Origin of the sequence: Pseudomonas sp. R2-37-08W, assembly GCF_003851705.1 — a bacterium.
Taxonomy (GTDB): Bacteria; Pseudomonadota; Gammaproteobacteria; order Pseudomonadales; family Pseudomonadaceae; genus Aquipseudomonas.
The window spans coordinates 739,649-756,505 of record NZ_CP027728.1 but is presented as its reverse complement, the minus strand read 5'-3'; the positions used below and the strand labels follow the sequence as shown (position 1 = coordinate 756,505).

Annotated in this window: 11 protein-coding genes; 3 read left to right on the top strand and 8 right to left on the bottom strand. The window is 62.6% G+C overall.

What is annotated here, in order from left to right; translation table 11 throughout:
- Positions 1-7: 7 nt before the first annotated feature.
- From C4J93_RS03210 to pbpC, 3 genes are all read right to left on the bottom strand, one after another.
- Positions 8-757 carry a methyltransferase gene (locus tag C4J93_RS03210; protein WP_124428569.1) on the bottom strand — a complete coding sequence of 250 codons (750 nt, stop codon included), beginning with the start codon at positions 755-757 and terminating at the stop codon, positions 8-10.
- Positions 750-1,058, bottom strand: a complete 309-nt coding sequence (locus tag C4J93_RS03205; RefSeq protein WP_048723087.1) for a MazG-like family protein — start codon at positions 1,056-1,058, stop codon at positions 750-752. The genes C4J93_RS03210 and C4J93_RS03205 overlap by 8 nt, the downstream gene beginning before the upstream one ends.
- Positions 1,059-1,216: 158 nt before the next feature.
- Entirely contained in the window at positions 1,217-3,547 is a 2,331-nt protein-coding gene (gene pbpC, locus C4J93_RS03200; RefSeq protein ID WP_124428568.1) for a peptidoglycan glycosyltransferase PbpC, read from the bottom strand.
- 90 nt (positions 3,548-3,637) lie between these two features.
- Here pbpC and C4J93_RS03195 point away from each other — a divergent pair, with 90 nt between their 5' ends.
- Positions 3,638-3,931 (top strand): hypothetical protein, encoded by a 294-nt coding sequence (locus C4J93_RS03195; protein ID WP_124428567.1) that lies wholly within the window; start codon positions 3,638-3,640, stop codon positions 3,929-3,931.
- Positions 3,932-4,069: 138 nt separating this feature from the next.
- Here C4J93_RS03195 and C4J93_RS03190 read toward each other — a convergent pair whose 3' ends face one another.
- On the bottom strand, positions 4,070-8,965 hold the full coding sequence (locus C4J93_RS03190; protein WP_124428566.1) for an alpha-2-macroglobulin: 4,896 nt from the start codon (positions 8,963-8,965) through the stop codon (positions 4,070-4,072).
- Positions 8,966-9,242: 277 nt separating this feature from the next.
- Between C4J93_RS03190 and C4J93_RS03185 the strand changes: the two genes are divergently transcribed.
- Positions 9,243-10,586, top strand: coding sequence for an MATE family efflux transporter (locus C4J93_RS03185; RefSeq protein ID WP_124369444.1), 1,344 nt, complete (start codon positions 9,243-9,245; stop codon positions 10,584-10,586).
- Between the two features lie 128 nt (positions 10,587-10,714).
- Here C4J93_RS03185 and speA read toward each other — a convergent pair whose 3' ends face one another.
- The 4 genes from speA to C4J93_RS03165 all read right to left on the bottom strand — a co-directional run bounded on the left by speA (position 10,715) and on the right by C4J93_RS03165 (position 14,837).
- A complete protein-coding gene (gene speA, locus C4J93_RS03180; RefSeq protein ID WP_124361102.1) occupies positions 10,715-12,628 on the bottom strand; it encodes an arginine decarboxylase in 1,914 nt (637 codons plus the stop codon).
- A 142-nt stretch (positions 12,629-12,770) separates the two neighbouring features.
- Positions 12,771-13,142 (bottom strand): translation initiation factor Sui1, encoded by a 372-nt coding sequence (locus C4J93_RS03175; RefSeq protein ID WP_124365690.1) that lies wholly within the window; start codon positions 13,140-13,142, stop codon positions 12,771-12,773.
- A gap of 88 nt (positions 13,143-13,230) precedes the next feature.
- Entirely contained in the window at positions 13,231-13,767 is a 537-nt protein-coding gene (locus C4J93_RS03170) for an NUDIX hydrolase (RefSeq protein ID WP_124428565.1), read from the bottom strand.
- Positions 13,768-13,769: 2 nt separating this feature from the next.
- Positions 13,770-14,837: a DUF2333 family protein gene (locus tag C4J93_RS03165; RefSeq protein WP_124369442.1), complete on the bottom strand. Its 1,068-nt coding sequence runs from the start codon at positions 14,835-14,837 to the stop codon at positions 13,770-13,772.
- Positions 14,838-15,134: 297 nt separating this feature from the next.
- On the opposite strand from C4J93_RS03165, the gene C4J93_RS03160 reads away from it, so the two are divergent.
- Positions 15,135-16,805: a PleD family two-component system response regulator gene (locus C4J93_RS03160; RefSeq protein ID WP_124361098.1), complete on the top strand. Its 1,671-nt coding sequence runs from the start codon at positions 15,135-15,137 to the stop codon at positions 16,803-16,805.
- Positions 16,806-16,857: the final 52 nt, after the last annotated feature.

Sequence of the window (16,857 nt, the reverse complement as noted above, 5' to 3'; positions counted from 1 at the left end):
GGGCCGCTTAAACCGGACGGCACACCCAGTGCAAATAACGCCCAAGTCCGGCAAAGCTTGGGTGACGACGGTGAGCGAGCTCCATCTCGAGCAAATCCTGCAGATCGGCGCGCGCCTGGAATTCCACCGGCATATAGTCGTGGAACACGCGCACGCCACTTTGGCTTTCGACCTGCCAGAGCCCTTCGAGTTGCGCCGCCAATTCCCGCGGGTCCAGCGGCTGCTGCGGTGTGAGGCTCTGCTTTTCGCCGGCCATATCGTTCTTGCGCATCTTGCGAAAGTGGCCCTTGAGCAGGTTGCGGTAGATCAGCGCGTCGCGGTTGTAAAACGCCAGGGACAGCCAGCCGCCAGGCAATGTCAATTGGTGCAGCACCGGCAGGATCGCATGGGGTTCGGCCAGCCATTCCAGTACCGCGTGGCACAGCACCAGGTCGTAGGGCTCGGTGAGTTGGCCGAGCAGGTCTTGCCAGGGCGCGTGGATGAACGTGGCGTTCTGCCCGGCATCGGCGAAACGCTGGCGTGCGCCTTCGAGCATGGGCTCGGCGGGCTCGGCCAGGGTCACCTGATGGCCGCGTTCTGCCAACCACAGCGACATATGCCCCAACCCCGCGCCGATATCCAGTACGCGCAACGGGCGGTCCGGCAAAGCTTCGGTAAGATCGGCCTGCAGCACCGCCAGGCGAATCGCGCCCTTGGCGCCGCCATAGATTTTTTCGGCGAAGCGCGCGGCCAACTGGTCGAAATGCCGATCACTCATGGGCAAACCGCCGCTCGCTGTCGGCCAGTTTGGCGCGCACCACCTCGTTCATGTCCAGGCCCAGCTCACTGCACAGCAACAGCAGGTACAGCACGATGTCGCCGACTTCCTGGCCGGCGTGAGCCAGCTTATCGGCGGGCAATTGGCGCGACTGGTCTTCGCTCAGCCACTGGAAGATCTCCACCAGTTCGGCCATTTCCACACTGGCGGCCATGGCCAGGTTTTTCGGGCTGTGGAACTGCTTCCAATCGTTGGTATCGCGGATGCGGTGCAGGCGTTCGGTGAGGTGTTCGAGGTTCATTGGGGGCTCCTGAATGGGTATAGCTTCAGGGGGATGGGGAGCGAAGGCAAGTGAATAGGGGTAGTGGGCTTGAGGACGCCATCGGGGGCAAGCCCCCTCCCACACTGGAATGTGTTCACAAATCAAATGTGGGAGGGGGCTTGCCCCCGATGAGGCCCCTAATCCACAACACTGAACTCAAGCCTGGCGGTCTGCCCGGCTTCATCCAGAACACTGAGCTGATAACGCCCCAGCCGCTCGAAACTGGCATTGATACTGTCCTGATTGGCGCTATCCCCCAACGGCGCGCCATTCACAAACCACCACCGCCGCCCGCTACCGCCCAAGGCGGAAATTTTCAGGCGCAAGGCCTGCTGACTGTTGGCGGGCAGACGCAGTTGATCGCCCTCGCGCACGCCCACAATGGACAACGGCGAAGCGGCGGCCAGGGCCGGCGGCGGGCAATCCGGGTCGGCTGCCGGGATGCGCGCTTCGCGTCGCTCCGCCCTGGGCAACCAAGGCTCCAGCGGCGCCGGCCACAGGGCGATATTGGTCGCTTCTGCGCCGGGGCAATGGGCATCCACCCGTAACCCCTTGGCGTTGACCCAAAGGTTTTCCATCAACCCCACGCTCAGGGGTTGGTCCAGCGCCTGCAAGGTCGGCGGCGTGGTGTTGTCCAGGGTCCAGGCAAAGCGCTGGCGACGGCAATTGGGATCGTTGCGGCTCATCGGCTGGCCCAGCGGCCAACAAATCGCCGCCACGCCGACATTGGCCGGCACCGGCTTGACCGCTGCGCTGATGCCGCGCTGGCTGTCGCGGTTGGCCAGCACGTCATGCACCTGCAACATCAATGGCGCCGCAGACGCCAGGCCAAACTGCCCTGGTACCGGCGTGCCGTCCGGTCGGCCGATCCAGACGCCGATCAGGTAACGCGGGCCCACGCCAATCGCCCAGGCATCGCGAAAGCCATAGCTGGTGCCGGTTTTCCAGGCCAGCGTCGGGCGTTGCACGAGTTCGGCACGTGGGTCGCGGTCGGGGCGCGCCTGGCCGCTGAGAATACGCCGCACGATCCAGGCCGCTCCCGGCGACAGTAACGGCCGCTCCCTCAACGCGTCATCCGGCTGCAAGCGCAGGGTGGCGCTCTTACCGTCGCGGGCGAACGCACTGTAGCCGCTGACCAGGTCTTCCAGGCGGCTGCCCGCGCCGCCCAGGATCAGCGCCAGGTTCGGTTCGGCCAACGCCGGCAACGCCAGCGGCATGCCGCCGATGCGCATCTGCGCGGCGAAGCGTTTCGGCCCGTAGGCTTCCAGCAATTGCACTGCCGGCAGGTTCAGCGAGCTGGACAGCGCCGTACTCGCCGGCACCGCCCCGGTAAAGCCCATGGAGAAATTGCCCGGCCGGTAATCGCCGTAACGTCGCGGCACGTCCTGCAGCAGGGATTCGGAATGAATCAAGCCATCGTCCAGTGCCATGCCATAGAGAAAGGGTTTCAAGGTGGAACCGGGCGAGCGCAGCGCGCTGATCATGTCCACATGCCCATAGCGCTTGGCGTCATTGATATCCACCGAGCCGAGGTAGGCACGCACGGCCATGGTCTCCTCCTCGACCACCAGGATCGCAGCGGAGGTATGTTCGGGCAAACGTGCGCGCCAGCCCAACAGCAGGTCTTCCAGACGGCGCTGCAACGTGGCATCCACCGTGGTGCGGATCAGCGGCGGGCTGTCGGGACGGTTCAAGCGCCGCGCGAGCAACGGCGCCAGGCTCGGTTCCAGGCGCGGCGCGAGCAGCAGCGGTTCTTCCAGCGCCTCGTCCACCGCCGATTGCGGCCATACCTGGAACTCGGCGAGCCGGCGCAGCACTTTATCGCGGGCCTGCTGAGCGCGCTGCGGGTGACGGTCCGGGCGCAAGCGGCTCGGTGCCTGGGGCAATACCGCGAGCAGGGCCGCTTCGGCGTGGGTCAATTGCGCCGGGGATTTACCCAGATAAGCCCAGCTGGCCGCCGCCACGCCCTGCAACGTGCCGCCGAACGGCGCGCGGTTCAAGTACAGGTTGAGGATCTGCTCTTTGGACAGGTGCCACTCCAACTGCGCGGTACGCCACAGCTGACGCAACTTGCCGAGGAAGGTGCGCGAATGCGGATCGAGCAAACGCGCCACTTGCATCGATAACGTACTGCCGCCCGACACCACCCGTGCGCCGGTCAGGTTTTGCCACGTCGCCCGCGCCAATGCCAACGGATTTACCCCGGGGTGCCGATAGAACCACCGATCTTCGTAGGTCAGCAACGCGTCCAGGTAATACGGCGAGACTTCGCTGGTTTGCACTGGATAGCGCCACACGCCATTAGCATCGGCAAAGCGCCACAACGGCGTGCCATCCTCGGCCAACACCACCCGCGCCAGGTCGTCCTGGGGCAACGGCAAGGGCCAGATACGGTCGGCCAGCCATAGCAGGGCAATCGCCAACAACAGGCTCACCAGTGTCCAGCGGGCAACAAAACGCAAATTCAAGCGGGCAAACCTCTATGCTTGTAGGGAACTCGCCTGTCGCTACAACGACCAAAGGCACAGTTACGCCCACCTTCTTATCAGGACACGCACATGCAGGTAGAAAGCTTTTTCGAGTGGTTGGGCCAGGCGCTCGGCTCCGTCATCCGCTTTATCGTCGACGGTCTGAGCGGCTTGTTCGGAGCCCTGACCCACGCCGGCGGCAACTTTATCGATGGCTTGTCGCGCACCCTGGGCATGGACACCTCGATCATCAGCATCCTTACCCTGATCGTCGGGCTGTTGCTGCTGTACTCGGCCGTGCGGGCGTTCATGCGCGCGTCGGTCATCATGGGGATTATCTGGTTGATCCTGGGGTTGTGGCTGCTCAGTTGGGTTGTGCACTAGATCCAAGAATGTCCCCAATCCCATGTGGGAGGGGGCTTGCTCCCGATAGCAGTGTTTCAGTCAATGCATCCGGCAACTGACACACCGCCATCGGGGGCAAGCCCCCTCCCACAATAGTCCCCATTTCAACTTCAGCGATCAGCGGCCCTTGATCACCATATCTGCCGGGGTTTCGCCCACCGCCTGCCAGTTCGGCCGGTACATCGACTCCACCTGCGGCGGCGGCACGCGGTAGGTGCCCGGCGTTACAGCCCGCGCCAGATAGAGCAAGTGCGTCGTCCCATAGCCATCCAGATTCATCGCCGCCACATAACGGTCATCACGAAACTCCTGATGCTTGAGCGAGGCGTTCTGCATCGATTCGCGCCATTCCTTCACCTGGCTGCTGGCGTTCTCCAGGCTGGCCGCGCTTTGCGCCAGGTTCTGGTTTTCCAGTTCCAGGCCGGCCGGTAGCAGGTCGACCACCAGGGCGTCCGGCACCCGTTGTTTGGCGCTGACCGCCAAGTGCACCAACACCAAATCACCGCTGTTAAGGCTGTGCAGGTTCAGCGGCTGGCCGTTCATGCCCAGGTATTCGCGACGGATGCTCAGATTCTCGCCGCCCGCTGCCGGTGGCACTTGTGGATAACCGGAAAGGGTCAGTTGCTGGTACACCGGCGTTTCGCCCTGGTTGCTCAGGGTCAAGTCGCTGGACAGCAGCTTGTCATCCAGTTGCAGCGTCGATTGCTGATTGTTCAGTTCGCGCACCGCGCCACTGCCGGTCAGCGACACCTGCCAGCTCGCCTCTGGCTGGGCGAGCCCAAGGCGCCCGGCGAGGAATAACGAGTTACGCTCCTGGGTCGACAGATACGGGCTGGCCGCCAACTGGTCCGCCAGGGTAAACAAACGTTCCTCGCGCTTGCCCTTGGCCAGGTCATTTTCTTCCAGCAAGGCCAGGATCATCGCCTGGTCGCGCAATGGGCTGCCGTAGTCGGCCAACCATTCCTTGGCGCTGCGCTGCGCCGCCAGGCCCGCGAGCAACGCCTGGTCCGCACGCGGCTGGTCGCCCATTTTCTGCAGGGCGATGGCCAGCTGCACCAGCGGCAAGCCGGAACGCGCATCGCTGCGGCGTTCGAAGATGCTGCGCAAGGCCCCCAGCGGCGCCTGCTGACTGCGCGCCAGGACCATGCCGGCGTAGGCCTGCACGGCGAAACGGGTGTGGTCGGCGTTGTCGCTATAGTCGACTTCGATCAGGTTGCGCTCCTGCACGTAGCGCAGCAGACGCTCACTGGCTTTCTTCAGCGCCTCGGGCGGTACGGCAAAACCCTGGTCGCGCGCGCGCAGCAGGAAGTCGGTGACGTAGGCGGTCAGCCAATATTCTTCCTCGCCGTCCGCGCCCCACAAACCGAAGCTGCCGTTGTAGCGCTGCATGCCCAACAGGCGTTCGATGCCCAGCTCGATCTTGCGTTTACGCTCGGCATCCGGCTCGCCCTTGATACTCAGGCGTTTGAGCAGCGCGTCGTCGGCATAGAGCGAGGGGTACAGACCGCTGGCGGTTTGTTCCAGGCAGCCGTAGGGGTAAGCCTTGAGCGCACTGATCTGCGCGCCGAGGTTCAACGGCGGCCGGCTGGACAGGCTCAACAACGCCTCGCGTCCCGAGCTGTCGAACTGCTCCAGGGTGCCTGCCGGCAAGCTCCACGGCTGGTCCTTGAGCACGGCGCGGTAATGCTTGAGCAACGCCGGGTAAGCAGGGCGCACGCCCAGGGTCCATTCACGGCTGAACGGCGGCAGGTTTTCACCGGGCAGGTCCAGGCCATTGACCGTGACCTTAACTTTGCCTTGCCCCAGACCGCCCCAGGCTTTTACCGGGATACGCAGGGTGGTGCGCTGGCCTTGCTTGAGTTCGACGGTTTGCGCGCCAGTGTTGACCAACTCCAACTGCCCTTCGGCACTCAGTTGCACGTCAAGCTTCTGCGCCTTGCCCGAGAGGTTGGACAGGTCCAGCGCCAGGGTGGTCTGGTCACCCCCGGCCAGGAAGCGCGGCGCCGACAGCTCGGCGATCAGCGGCGCGGCGATGACCGTCTTGGCTTCGGCCATGCCATAGCGATCATCGCTCCAGGCCTGGGCCATCAGGCGCAGTTCGCCGTTGAAATCCGGAATATTGACGCTGACTTCACCCTCGCCCTTTTCGTTGAGGGTGACCGGCGCGCTTTGCAGGGCGACGATGGTCACGCTGGTGTCCGGGCGCTTGCCACCCTTGGCCAGTGCCGCATCGCCACCGAACGCCAGGCTGGCCAGGCGGCCCTGCCCGGCTTCGATCAACTGGCCGTAGATGTCGAACTGGTCCACGCCGTAGGCCTTGCGGCCGAACAGGCTGGCGTACGGATCGGGTGTGGGGTATTCGGTGATATTGAGAATGCCCACGTCCACCGCGGCCACCAGCACATGCACCTGCTTGGGCACACTGCCGTCGGCATTCCTGGCGGCGATCTTCACCGTCAGCGGTTGTTTGGGGCGCATTTTTTCCGGCGCGGTCAGCGTGAGGCCAAGCTTGCGCTGGGTACGATCCAACGGCAGGTGCAGCAGGCCCACCGCGCGTTTGGGGGTGATATTGGCTTTGCGCTCGCCTGGACGGATTACCAGTGCGCTCACGTACAGATCATGCCGCGACCATTTCGGGTCGAGCTTCACGGCGAAGCTCTTGCCTTCGGCCGGCACGTCGATTTCCTGCCACCACAACGGCCCTTCGGCAGACTCCACCAGCAAGTAGCCTTTGCCGGCAGCCGGCGGGGTGACGGTGACATTGGCGGTGTCGCCATCGCCATAGGCGGGTTTATCCAGCGCCAGCTTGACCTGGTCGGGGCGCACGGCGCCGCCTTCGGTGTTGTCCTGGGCCTGGTAGCCGGCCCAGAAGCGCAGGCTGCTGATCAGGCCGGTCTGCGGGTCTTCGACCTCCACGCGATAAGGGCCCCACTCCACCTGGAAGCTGACCTTGGCGGTATCTCCAGCCTTGATGTCGAGGGTCTGTTCGTCGAGGTTGAGGAATTTCTCGTTGTAGTGATAGCTCCAGCCGTCACTGTCGGAATAGTTCCAGTAGTAGTCACGGCGCTCACGCACCAGACGCACCTTGAGGTTCTGCGCGGCGAGTTTCTGCCCGTCCTGGTTAGCCACCACGACTTCGAATTCCGCCGGGCCGTCGCCATTGGTTTCAGTGCCGTCAAATAGCCCGCGCAGGCCCGGCAATTGCTCGGCCGGCCAGATCGGCTGCACCAGGCGCCGGGTGATCGGCCGCCCGCCCGACTCTTGCAGGCTGGCTTGCACGATCAGTTGCAGCGGCGACTTGGCCTCGGCCCATTTGCTTTCCAGGGTCAGTTCTTCCTGGCCCTTGGCGTCGAGCGTGCTCTCGTCCAGTTCGAAATCCTGGCTCAGCTCTTCTTCGGTGACCGAACCGAACTGGAAGCCCGGCAGGGCTTTGACCGCCTCACGCAGCGGGCGCACATAAACCTGCCCACTGACCCGGTTGCCCGAGGCCGGCGCGCCGTACAGATAACGGCCGTTGACCTGGATGACCGGGTCATCCGCCGGGCTCAGTGCGGTGTCACTGCCCTTGAGTTCCAGCGCCAGGCGCTCGGGCAGGAAGTCTTCAACGAGGAACTCATACAGCTGCGGCTTGCCATCGCCCAAGTCGAACACCAACTGCCAACGCCCGGTCGGTGCTTCGCCGGCCAGTTGCAGCGCATATTGATAGAGGCCGGAAGCGTCGGCGTCCCACACGAACTTGCGGCTGACCTGCTCATCGGGGCGGCGCACTTCGACGCTTACCGGTTGCGGCTTGACGACGTTGCCGTCCTTGTCGCGCAACAGCGCGTTGAGCAGCACGGTTTCACCGGGACGGTACAAATCACGCGGACCGAACACAAAAAACTGCAGCGGATGGGATGGCTGGCCAGCGATGTCGAACTCGGCCAGGTCCAGCGCGGCGCTGTCGAGGCGCAATAAGCTGGTCTGTTCGCCTTGTTTGGCCAGCAGCACCTGGGCTTTTTTCGGCAGCGGCAACTCGGCGTGGCCACCGTCTTCGGTCTTGCCCTGGCCGAGCACACGGCCTTCGGCATCGAGAATTTCCAGCTCGACGCCGTTCAGCGCCTTGCCACCTTCCAGCGCCTGGGTAAACACATCCAGGCGATTGGCGTAGCGGTGCACCGACAGGCCGATATCGCTCAAGGTGAACAACGTGGCCGGTTGCGAATAATTGTAGGTGCCTGAGGCGCGCATCACCGCCAAGTACACACCGGGCTGCTGCAATTGCTTGAGGCCGGCAATCGGCAGCAACAGGGTTTCCCGGGTGTTGCGCGCCGGGTTCAAGTCGAAACGCCCGCCGTAGACCAGATCGGCCATCGGCAGCAATTCGCGGGACTCGTAACTTTGCAGGCTGGTATTGCGCCCCCACTGCGCGAGGAACGACGGCAGGGACTCGGGCTTGATGCGGAAGAATTCGATGTCAATCTTGTCGACGTTCAGCGCGATCACCGGCAAGCCTTCGGCCAGGCGCGTGGGCAACAACGTGCCACGGCTGGCGAAGCCGACGGTGGCTTGCAGGTCACGGGTTTCCAGGCGGGCGCTGTACTCGGCGGGCAGCAGGTTGTTATTCACCGCTCTGACACCGGGGTCCACCGTGAGCACCAGCTTGCGCTGCGGCTCCAGGTGACGCAGGCGCAATTCCATCAAGTTGTCGGAGAGTTCCCAGGCGCCATCGACCTTGCCCGAGGTGCTGTCCACCAGATGGACTTTGTCGGCGAACTTCTGATCAGGGTCCAGGGGAATGGAGAAACTCACCGACAAGGTGCTGGCCCCATCCAACTGCACCTCGGACACGTCCACCACACTCAACTCGCGCCCGGCGTAGCGCTGCTTCAACGCCGCCACATCCACTGCCGCCTTGGCCGGCTTGGGCGCCACGCTCGCCGCTGGGGCGGAGGGCGCAGACGGTTTATCGGAAGAATCGCAGGCGCTCAGCAGGGCCAGCGCGCAGGCCAGGAACAATCCTTTGTTAAGCATGGGGCACTCGTCGTCAGAGGAAACCGGGGGTGAACTATATATCAGCGCCGGCCAAGCCGTTGTGGCGCCGGTCACATTGACCGACGGAGGGTGGGCCAAGCCCAATCCCACAGTCAATGGAGATCAAAAAATGTGGGAGGGGGCTTGCCCCCGATGGCGGTGGGTCAGGCACAGATTCATCCACTGAGATACCGCATTCGGGGGCAAGCCCCCTCCCACATTGGCACTGCGGTGTGCTGGGTGGCCGGGTACAATGCCGCTCCACCAAGGAGCCTTCATGACCACCCTGCTCGCCGACTGGCGCCACCGCCCCACCCATCGTCGTGTCTGGGCCCTGGCCGCGCCGATGATCCTGTCGAATATCTCCGTGCCGCTGGTAGCCCTGGTCGACAGCATGGTCATCGGCCACCTGCCCCACGCTCACCAACTGGGCGCCGTGGCCGTCGGGGCCAGCCTGTATACCTTCCTCGCCTGGGCCATGGGTTTCCTGCGCATGGGCTCCACCGGCTTCGCCGCCCAGGCTGCCGGGCGTAATGACGGCGCGGCCTTGCGCCAGATCCTGCTGCAGGGTTTGTTGCTGGCGCTGGGGTTGGCGATGTTGCTGGGAACCGTCGGCATTCCGCTGAGCCATCTGGCCCTGGAGTGGATGCAGCCCTCCGCCGAACTGAAACAGCTGACCCGCGAGTTCTTCCATACGCGCCTGTTTGGTTTGCCTGCCGCACTGGCCACTTATGCTCTGGTCGGCTGGTTCCTCGGCACCCAGAACGCCCGTGCGCCGCTGGCGATTCTGCTGACCACCAACCTGGTCAATATCGCGCTGAACCTGTGGTTCGTACTCGGCCTGGACTGGGGCGTGGTCGGTTCGGCCCGCGCCTCGGTGATCGCCGAGTGGACCGGCGCCCTGCTCGGCCTGGCCCTCACGCAAAAAGCCCTGCGCGCCTACCCTGGGCATATCGCCTGGGGCGCATTGAAACTGTGGGAAAGCTGGCGCCCGCTGCTGGCGGTGAACCGCGACATCTTTATCCGCAGCCTGGCGTTGCAGTCGGTGTTTTTCATGATCACGGTACAAGGCGCGCGCCTGGGCGATGCCACCGTGGCCGCCAATGCGCTGTTGCTCAACGGCCTGCTGCTGACCGCTCACGCTTTGGACGGCCTGGCCCACGCGGTGGAAGCCTTGTGCGGCCACGCCATCGGTGCGCATGATCGCCAGGCGTTGAGACGTTCATTGGTGGTGGCCTGTGGCTGGTCATTGATCGCCAGCCTGGGCTTCGCATTGCTCTTTACCTTCGGCGGCCATGTGTTTATCGCCATGCAGACCGATATCCCCAGCGTGCGCGAAACCGCCGATATCTACCTGCCCTACCTTGCGGTATTGCCGTTGATTGCGGTGTGGAGTTATTTACTGGATGGGCTGTTTATCGGCGCAACGCGGGCGCGGGAAATGCGCAATGGGATGTTGCTGACGGTGCTGTTGGTGCTGCCGCTCGCCTGGGCACTGCAGGGGTTGGGCAACCACGGGTTGTGGATAACCTTCCTGGTGTTCATGGCGGTGCGCAGTTTGACGCTGTGGGCGATTGCGTGGCGGTTGAATCGGCAAGGACTGTGGCTGGGCGCCAACTGAAGAAATGCAAACCAAATGTGGGAGGGGGCTTGCTCCCGATTGCGGCGTGTCAGCCACTAATGTTCTGACTGATCCACTGCTATCGGGGCAAGCCCCCTCCCACATTTTTAGAGCTGTATCAGTTGCTATTACGAGGACAGGTACGACGACCGCGTCAGGCCCAGGCGCAGCGCATCGAGGAACTGGGTGCGCTCCGACGCACTGATCTTCGCGCTGGCGCATTTGTCACGGTAATGCGTCATCAACTCTTCCGGCGACAAGTGCACATAGCGCAGCATGTCTTCGATGGTGTCGTGGGTCTCGATCCCGGCGCTGTACACCGAACCGTCTTCACGCTGGTAGATGTTCACCGAGTCGGTGTCGCCGAACAGGTTGTGCATGTCACCGAGGATTTCCTGGTAAGCCCCCACCAGGAAAATACCCAGCAGGTAGTCTTCGCCCTCGTTCAGGGCATGTACCGGCAGGCTGGTCTCGATGCTCTGCTCGTCGACGTACTGCTTGATCTTGCCGTCGGAGTCGCAGGTCAGGTCTTGCAGCACGGCGCGGCGCAGCGGCTCTTCGTCCAGGCGATGCAGCGGCAGGATCGGCAGTACCTGGCCGATGGCCCAGGTGTCCGGCAGGCTCTGGAACACCGAGAAGTTGCAGATGTACTTGTCGGCCAACTTGTCGTTGAGTTCGTCCAGCACCTGGCGATGCGAGCGCTGGCGGGCTTTCAACGAATTGTGCAAGCGGCGGCACACGGCGAAGTAGCACTGTTCGGCCAGGGCTTTCTCGGCCAGGGTCAGTTTGCCGTCGGCATACTGGGTGGCCACGTCGCTCATGTAGTGGGTGGCGCGCCAGTAGGTTTCGGTGACCATCTCGATATCGGTCGGGCCGAGCAGGTCCACCAGCCATTGCACGGTTTCGGGCAGGCTTTCCTTGTTTTCGATGGTCGGGATTTCGTCGTTGTGTTTCTCGACGTCGGTCACCTGCACCACCAGCATGGCGTGGTGGGCGGTCAGGGAACGGCCGCTTTCGGAGAAGATGTGCGGGTGCGGCAGGCTCTGCGCGTCGCAGAATTCCTTGAGCATGCCCACCACCACGCCGGCGTAGTCGTCCATGTCGTAGTTGATCGAGCTGGCGTTACGCGAGTGGGTACCGTCGTAGTCCACGCCCAGGCCACCGCCTACGTCGATGTGGTCCACCGGCAGGCCGAGGTTGCGCAGTTCGCCGTAGTAACGAATGGCTTCCTTGAACCCGTGCTGGTAGTCGGCCAGGTTGGCGATCTGCGAGCCCATGTGGAAGTGCAGCAGGCGGATGCCCTGGTCCAGGCCCGCCGCGCGGAAACGCTCGACCACCGACAGCAGTTGCGCCGCCGACAACCCGAACTTGGACTTTTCACCGCCGGTGTCAGCCCACTTGCTCGAAGCCAGCGACGACAGACGCACACGCAAGCCGACCTGTGGCTTGACCTTGAGGCTGGCAGCCTCTTCGATCACCAGCCCTACTTCGGATTCTTTCTCGATCACGATAAACACGTTGTGGCCGAGCTTCTGGCCCATCAGCGCCAGGCGGATGAACTCACGGTCCTTGTAACCGTTGCAGACGATGGTGCCGCCCTTCGGCGCCAGGGCCAATACGGCCAGCAGCTCAGGCTTGGAGCCGGCTTCCAGGCCGATGGAGACGTTCTGGGTGGCGATGATGTTCTCGATCACCGCTTCCTGCTGGTTCACCTTGATCGGGTACAGCGCGGTGTATTGGCTCTGGTATTCCAGGCGCTCGATGTTCGAATCGAAGGCACCGGTGAGCTGGCGGACACGGTCTTGCAGGATATCGGGGAAGCGCACCAGCAGCGGCAACGACAGGCCGCTTTTGCGCAGCGCGTCGACTTGCTCGTACAGATCGACGGGCGTGCTGTTCGGACCGTTCGGACGGACTTCTACGCGACCGGCTTCATTGATCGCGAAATAACCGGCCCCCCAATGGCGAATCCCATAAACGCTGCGGCTGTCCGCAACTGTCCATTGGCTGCCATCGTCTTTGCGTGTGCGTCGTACGGACATCGAAGTCCCCTATAAATGAAGGCGAAGGCGCCACCTCAAGCGGAGGCTGGCGCAGTCTAAAGAATGAAAATGACGATTTGCCTGTGAGGGAGGTAGACCTCGCTTGCAGGACAGAGTTTAGACACAGGTTGGGAAGAGGCTTTCAGCCGCCGGACTTCTTGGCCTTGTAACCGAGCTTGATCAACTCGGCCAACAGCAGTTCGACGTGATCGCCCTGGATTTCGATGACCCCGTCTTTCAACGCGCCACCGGTGCCGCAGCGCTTTTTCAGCGCGGTGGCAAGCTCCTTGAGCGCCTCTTCGGCCAGCGGCACGCCGGTGATGGTGGTCACCGTCTTGCCGCCTCGGCCTTTGCTCTCGCGGCGTACGCGGGCAATGCCGTCGCCTTCGGGAATCAGGGTGTGTTTGCAGGTGCACGAGTCCACGGGCTGACGACAGTCCGGGCAGTGTCGACCTGCGTCGGTGGAAAATACCAGGCCACCCAGGGCGGCGAAGGATGCGGCTTTCTTGGCCACCGGCAATCCTCTAGGGGATGAAAAGTGGCGCAGTGTAACGGCAAAAAGCTAAGTTGCTAAGGGCCAAATGGCGCCATTTCATGCAACTTTAGCGACGCAACGCCAGATAGCGCCGCAGGCCCTCTTGAGCGTCCGGGCAGTAAGACTTGTGTTTCGCCTCGCTCAACACCGTTTCAATCGGCAGGAAGCGCGCTTCCATGACTTCTTCGGGCTGCAGGCACAGTGGCCCGTCCCATACCGCAGAGTAGGAGGTGCACCAAAGCCTGCTGTCGCCGTCTTCGAAATAGAAATGGTCATGTTTGGCCAATTCCACGCCGCTGACGCCGAGTTCTTCTGCAAGCTCACGAGCCGCCGAATCGGCATAGGTTTCCCCTGCCGCGACCATCCCGCCCGCAGCCGTGTCCCAGAACCCCGGGTACAGCGCTTTGCTCAGGGTGCGCCGATGCACGCACAACTCACCCTTGGTATTGAACAGGAATATGAAGGTGCAACGGCCGATCAAGCCGCGCCGGCGAAGGTCGGACCTGACCAGGTGGCCGAGCAGGTTGTCCTGCTCGTCGACCCAGCAGATCAGTTCAGCATCGGAGGCCTCGCGGTGGGCGGCCTCCCTTTGAGTAGCGTCCATCATCAACCCTGGTTGAGGAGCTGACGCAAGTCGATCACTGCAGCGTTGGCCCGGGAAATGTAGTTGGCCATTACCAGCGAATGGTTCGCCAGTACGCCGAAACCACTGCCATTGAGAATCATCGGACTCCACACCGGTTCCTGCGAGGCCTCAAGCTCACGAATGATCTGGCGCACGCTGACGGTGGCGTTTTTCTTGGCCAGCACGTCGGCAAAATCGACTTCGATGGCGCGCAGCAGGTGGGACAGTGCCCACGCCTGGCCACGGGCCTCGTAGAACACGTTGTCGATCTGCATCCAGGGGGTTTCCACCACTTCCTCATCGACCTGCGGCACTTCGCCCGGCGCCAGCGCTTCGGTTTTCAACGCGGTGTTCAGCTTGACCCGGCCCACGCTGGCCGACAGGCGTTGCGACAGCGAACCCAGGCGGGTGGCGACATCGCCCAGCCAGTTGTTCAGGTTGTCGGCGCGGGAATAGAACAGCGCGCCCTTCTGGTTCGGGTCGGACAGGCGTGCTTCGTAGCGGTTCAGGGAGTTGATGCCTTCCTGGTATTCCGACTCGCTGGACGGCAGCACCCAGCTCTTGTTGTCGAAGTTGAAACGTGGCTCGGCCTTGGCCAGGTCAGCGTCTTCAGCCGACTGCGACTGGGAACGGGCGAAGTCTTTGCGCAGGGCACGGGTCAGGTCACGCACCTGCACCAGCACGCCGTACTCCCAGCTGGGCATGTTGTCCATCCACAGGCCTGGCGGGAAACGGTCGTTGGAAATGTAGCCACCGGGCTTGTTCAGCAAGGTGCCGACCACGGTTTTCAGGGTTTCGACGGTGGTGTAGCCGATCACCATCTGCTTGCCTTCCTTCTCGGCGGCCAGCTGGGCGTTTTGCTGGACCGGGAACAACGCCGGTTCCTGACTCCAATACCAACCCAGGCCACCGGCGACCAGCAAGTACAAGCAGATCACGCTGAGCAAGGCGCGGCTCATCAGCAGGTTGCGAACGTAGCTGCGGTTGGCCGACTTGGGCTCAGGGGCGGGGCCTTTGGCACTGCCTTCGCGGTTTTTCCAGTCCAGCATGGCGATATCCTTTCAATCACTTGAGTTCATGCACATCAATTGTCCGGGTGCGGTCAAACATTCCGACCACAACCCTACCCCATCGTGCCCATCGGTGCGGGCTTTTAAACCAAATTGGCGCATACCGAAGGTTGGACTATAAAGGATGCACGCTTTTTACACAGCGCGACCACGAGGTCAAAAAATGAATACCGCAGACACGTACTTAATTGACGTATGACACTCATTCGTCAGAAAAGAGATGCTAGCATAGAGCCATCAGTCGACCTCAGCATGCACCCGCACAGTAGTCAGGATATGACCGAGTCAGAAGACCCCAGCCGCGAGCGTCTCAAGCAGCACTTTGCCCAGCGGGTAATTCATCAGGCACGTCAAATTCTTGAGATCTGGCAACGCCTGCAGCGTAGCGAATGGTCCAACGCGGATTTCTCCGAGCTCAATGAAGCCAATCTGCGCCTGCAGCGCTTTGCCGAGCGCTTCGAACAGCCCGAACACCGCCAACTGGCCCAGCACATTGGCGAGTCCCTCAAAGCGGTGGATGAAAACCGCGGGCGCCTGAGCAGCCAATTGATCACCGAGCTCAATCGCTTGATGCAGCGCTTATCGCGCACCGGGTTGCGCCAGGGCGATCAGTTGGAACAAACCCTGCTGCCGCCGATGCGCAAGCCGATCTACGTGATGCTGGCCGACCATAACCGCGCCGAGCGCCTGGCCAAGCAGTTGGAATTCTTCGGCATGAGCGCCCAGTCCCTGGACAGCGTCGCAGCCTTTCGCGCCGCCATGGCCGAGCGCCTGCCGTCGGCCATCGTGATGGACGTGGATTTCTGCGGCACCGGCCTGGGCCTGAAACTGGCTGCCGAAGCCCAGGAAGGCCTGGAGCAAAAGCTGCCGCTGCTGTTTTTCAGCCTGCATGAAACCGACACCCCGACCCGTCTGGCCGCCGTGCGCGCCGGCGGCGAAGAATTCCTGACCGGCACGCTGGAGGCCTCGAGCCTGCTGGAAAAGATCGAAGTGCTGACCTGCGTGGCTCAATATGAGCCGTATAAAGTGCTGATCATTGACGACTCCCGCGCCCAGGCGTTGCATACCGAGCGCCTGCTCAACAGCGCCGGCATCGTCACCCGCACGTTGATCGAGCCGATCCGGGCCATGGCCGAACTGGCCGACTTCCAGCCCGACCTGATCATCCTCGACATGTACATGCCCGCCTGCACCGGCACCGAGCTGGCCAAGGTGATTCGTCACAACGACCGTTATGTCAGCGTACCGATCATCTACCTGTCGGCCGAAGACGATCTGGACAAACAGCTGGATGCGATGAGCGAAGGCGGTGACGATTTCCTGACCAAGCCGATCAAACCGCGCCACCTGATCACCACCGTGCGCAACCGCGCGGCGCGTGCGCGCAATTTGAAAGCGCGGATGGTGCGCGACAGCCTGACCGGGCTGTACAACCACACGCATATCCTGCAACTGCTCGAAGACTGCAGCTTCCGCGCCCGCCGCGAGAACAAGCCGCTGAGCTTTGCCATGCTCGATATCGACCACTTCAAGCGGGTCAACGACAGCCACGGTCACCCCATGGGCGACCGCGTGATCAAAAGCCTGGCGTTGTTTCTCAAGCAGCGTTTGCGCAAAAGCGACTATATCGGCCGCTATGGCGGTGAGGAATTCGCCATTGTGATGCCCGACACCGACCTCGAATCGGCCTGCAAAGTGCTGGACGAGATTCGTGGGCGTTTTGCGGAAATCCACTACCCGGCCCAACCCCAGGATTTATGGTGCACCTTCAGCGCCGGGCTGGTGGAATTGTGCGACGGTTCCGACAGCCTGACGATGGCCGCCCAGGCCGATGAGGCGCTGTACCGCGCCAAGCATGCCGGACGTAACCGCGTGCAAGCCGCTCGCACATCAAAGCAAAGTGCCATCTTTTCACCGGAATCCACTGATTCGGTCATAACTTTGTAATGTAAACGCAATAACTTCAGGCACTTATCTTTTGCTGTCGGTTGAAACCACG

Excerpts from the sequence above, each read along its gene's own strand:
- C4J93_RS03210 (WP_124428569.1), bottom strand. The coding sequence starts at position 757 with ATGAGTGATCGGCATTTCGACCAGTTGGCCGCGCGCTTCGCCGAAAAA.
- C4J93_RS03205 (WP_048723087.1), bottom strand. The coding sequence starts at position 1,058 with ATGAACCTCGAACACCTCACCGAACGCCTGCACCGCATCCGCGATACC.
- C4J93_RS03195 (WP_124428567.1), top strand. The coding sequence starts at position 3,638 with ATGCAGGTAGAAAGCTTTTTCGAGTGGTTGGGCCAGGCGCTCGGCTCC.
- C4J93_RS03190 (WP_124428566.1), bottom strand. The coding sequence starts at position 8,965 with ATGCTTAACAAAGGATTGTTCCTGGCCTGCGCGCTGGCCCTGCTGAGC.
- C4J93_RS03185 (WP_124369444.1), top strand. The coding sequence starts at position 9,243 with ATGACCACCCTGCTCGCCGACTGGCGCCACCGCCCCACCCATCGTCGT.
- speA (WP_124361102.1), bottom strand. The coding sequence starts at position 12,628 with ATGTCCGTACGACGCACACGCAAAGACGATGGCAGCCAATGGACAGTT.
- C4J93_RS03170 (WP_124428565.1), bottom strand. The coding sequence starts at position 13,767 with ATGGACGCTACTCAAAGGGAGGCCGCCCACCGCGAGGCCTCCGATGCT.
- C4J93_RS03165 (WP_124369442.1), bottom strand. The coding sequence starts at position 14,837 with ATGCTGGACTGGAAAAACCGCGAAGGCAGTGCCAAAGGCCCCGCCCCT.
- C4J93_RS03160 (WP_124361098.1), top strand. The coding sequence starts at position 15,135 with ATGACCGAGTCAGAAGACCCCAGCCGCGAGCGTCTCAAGCAGCACTTT.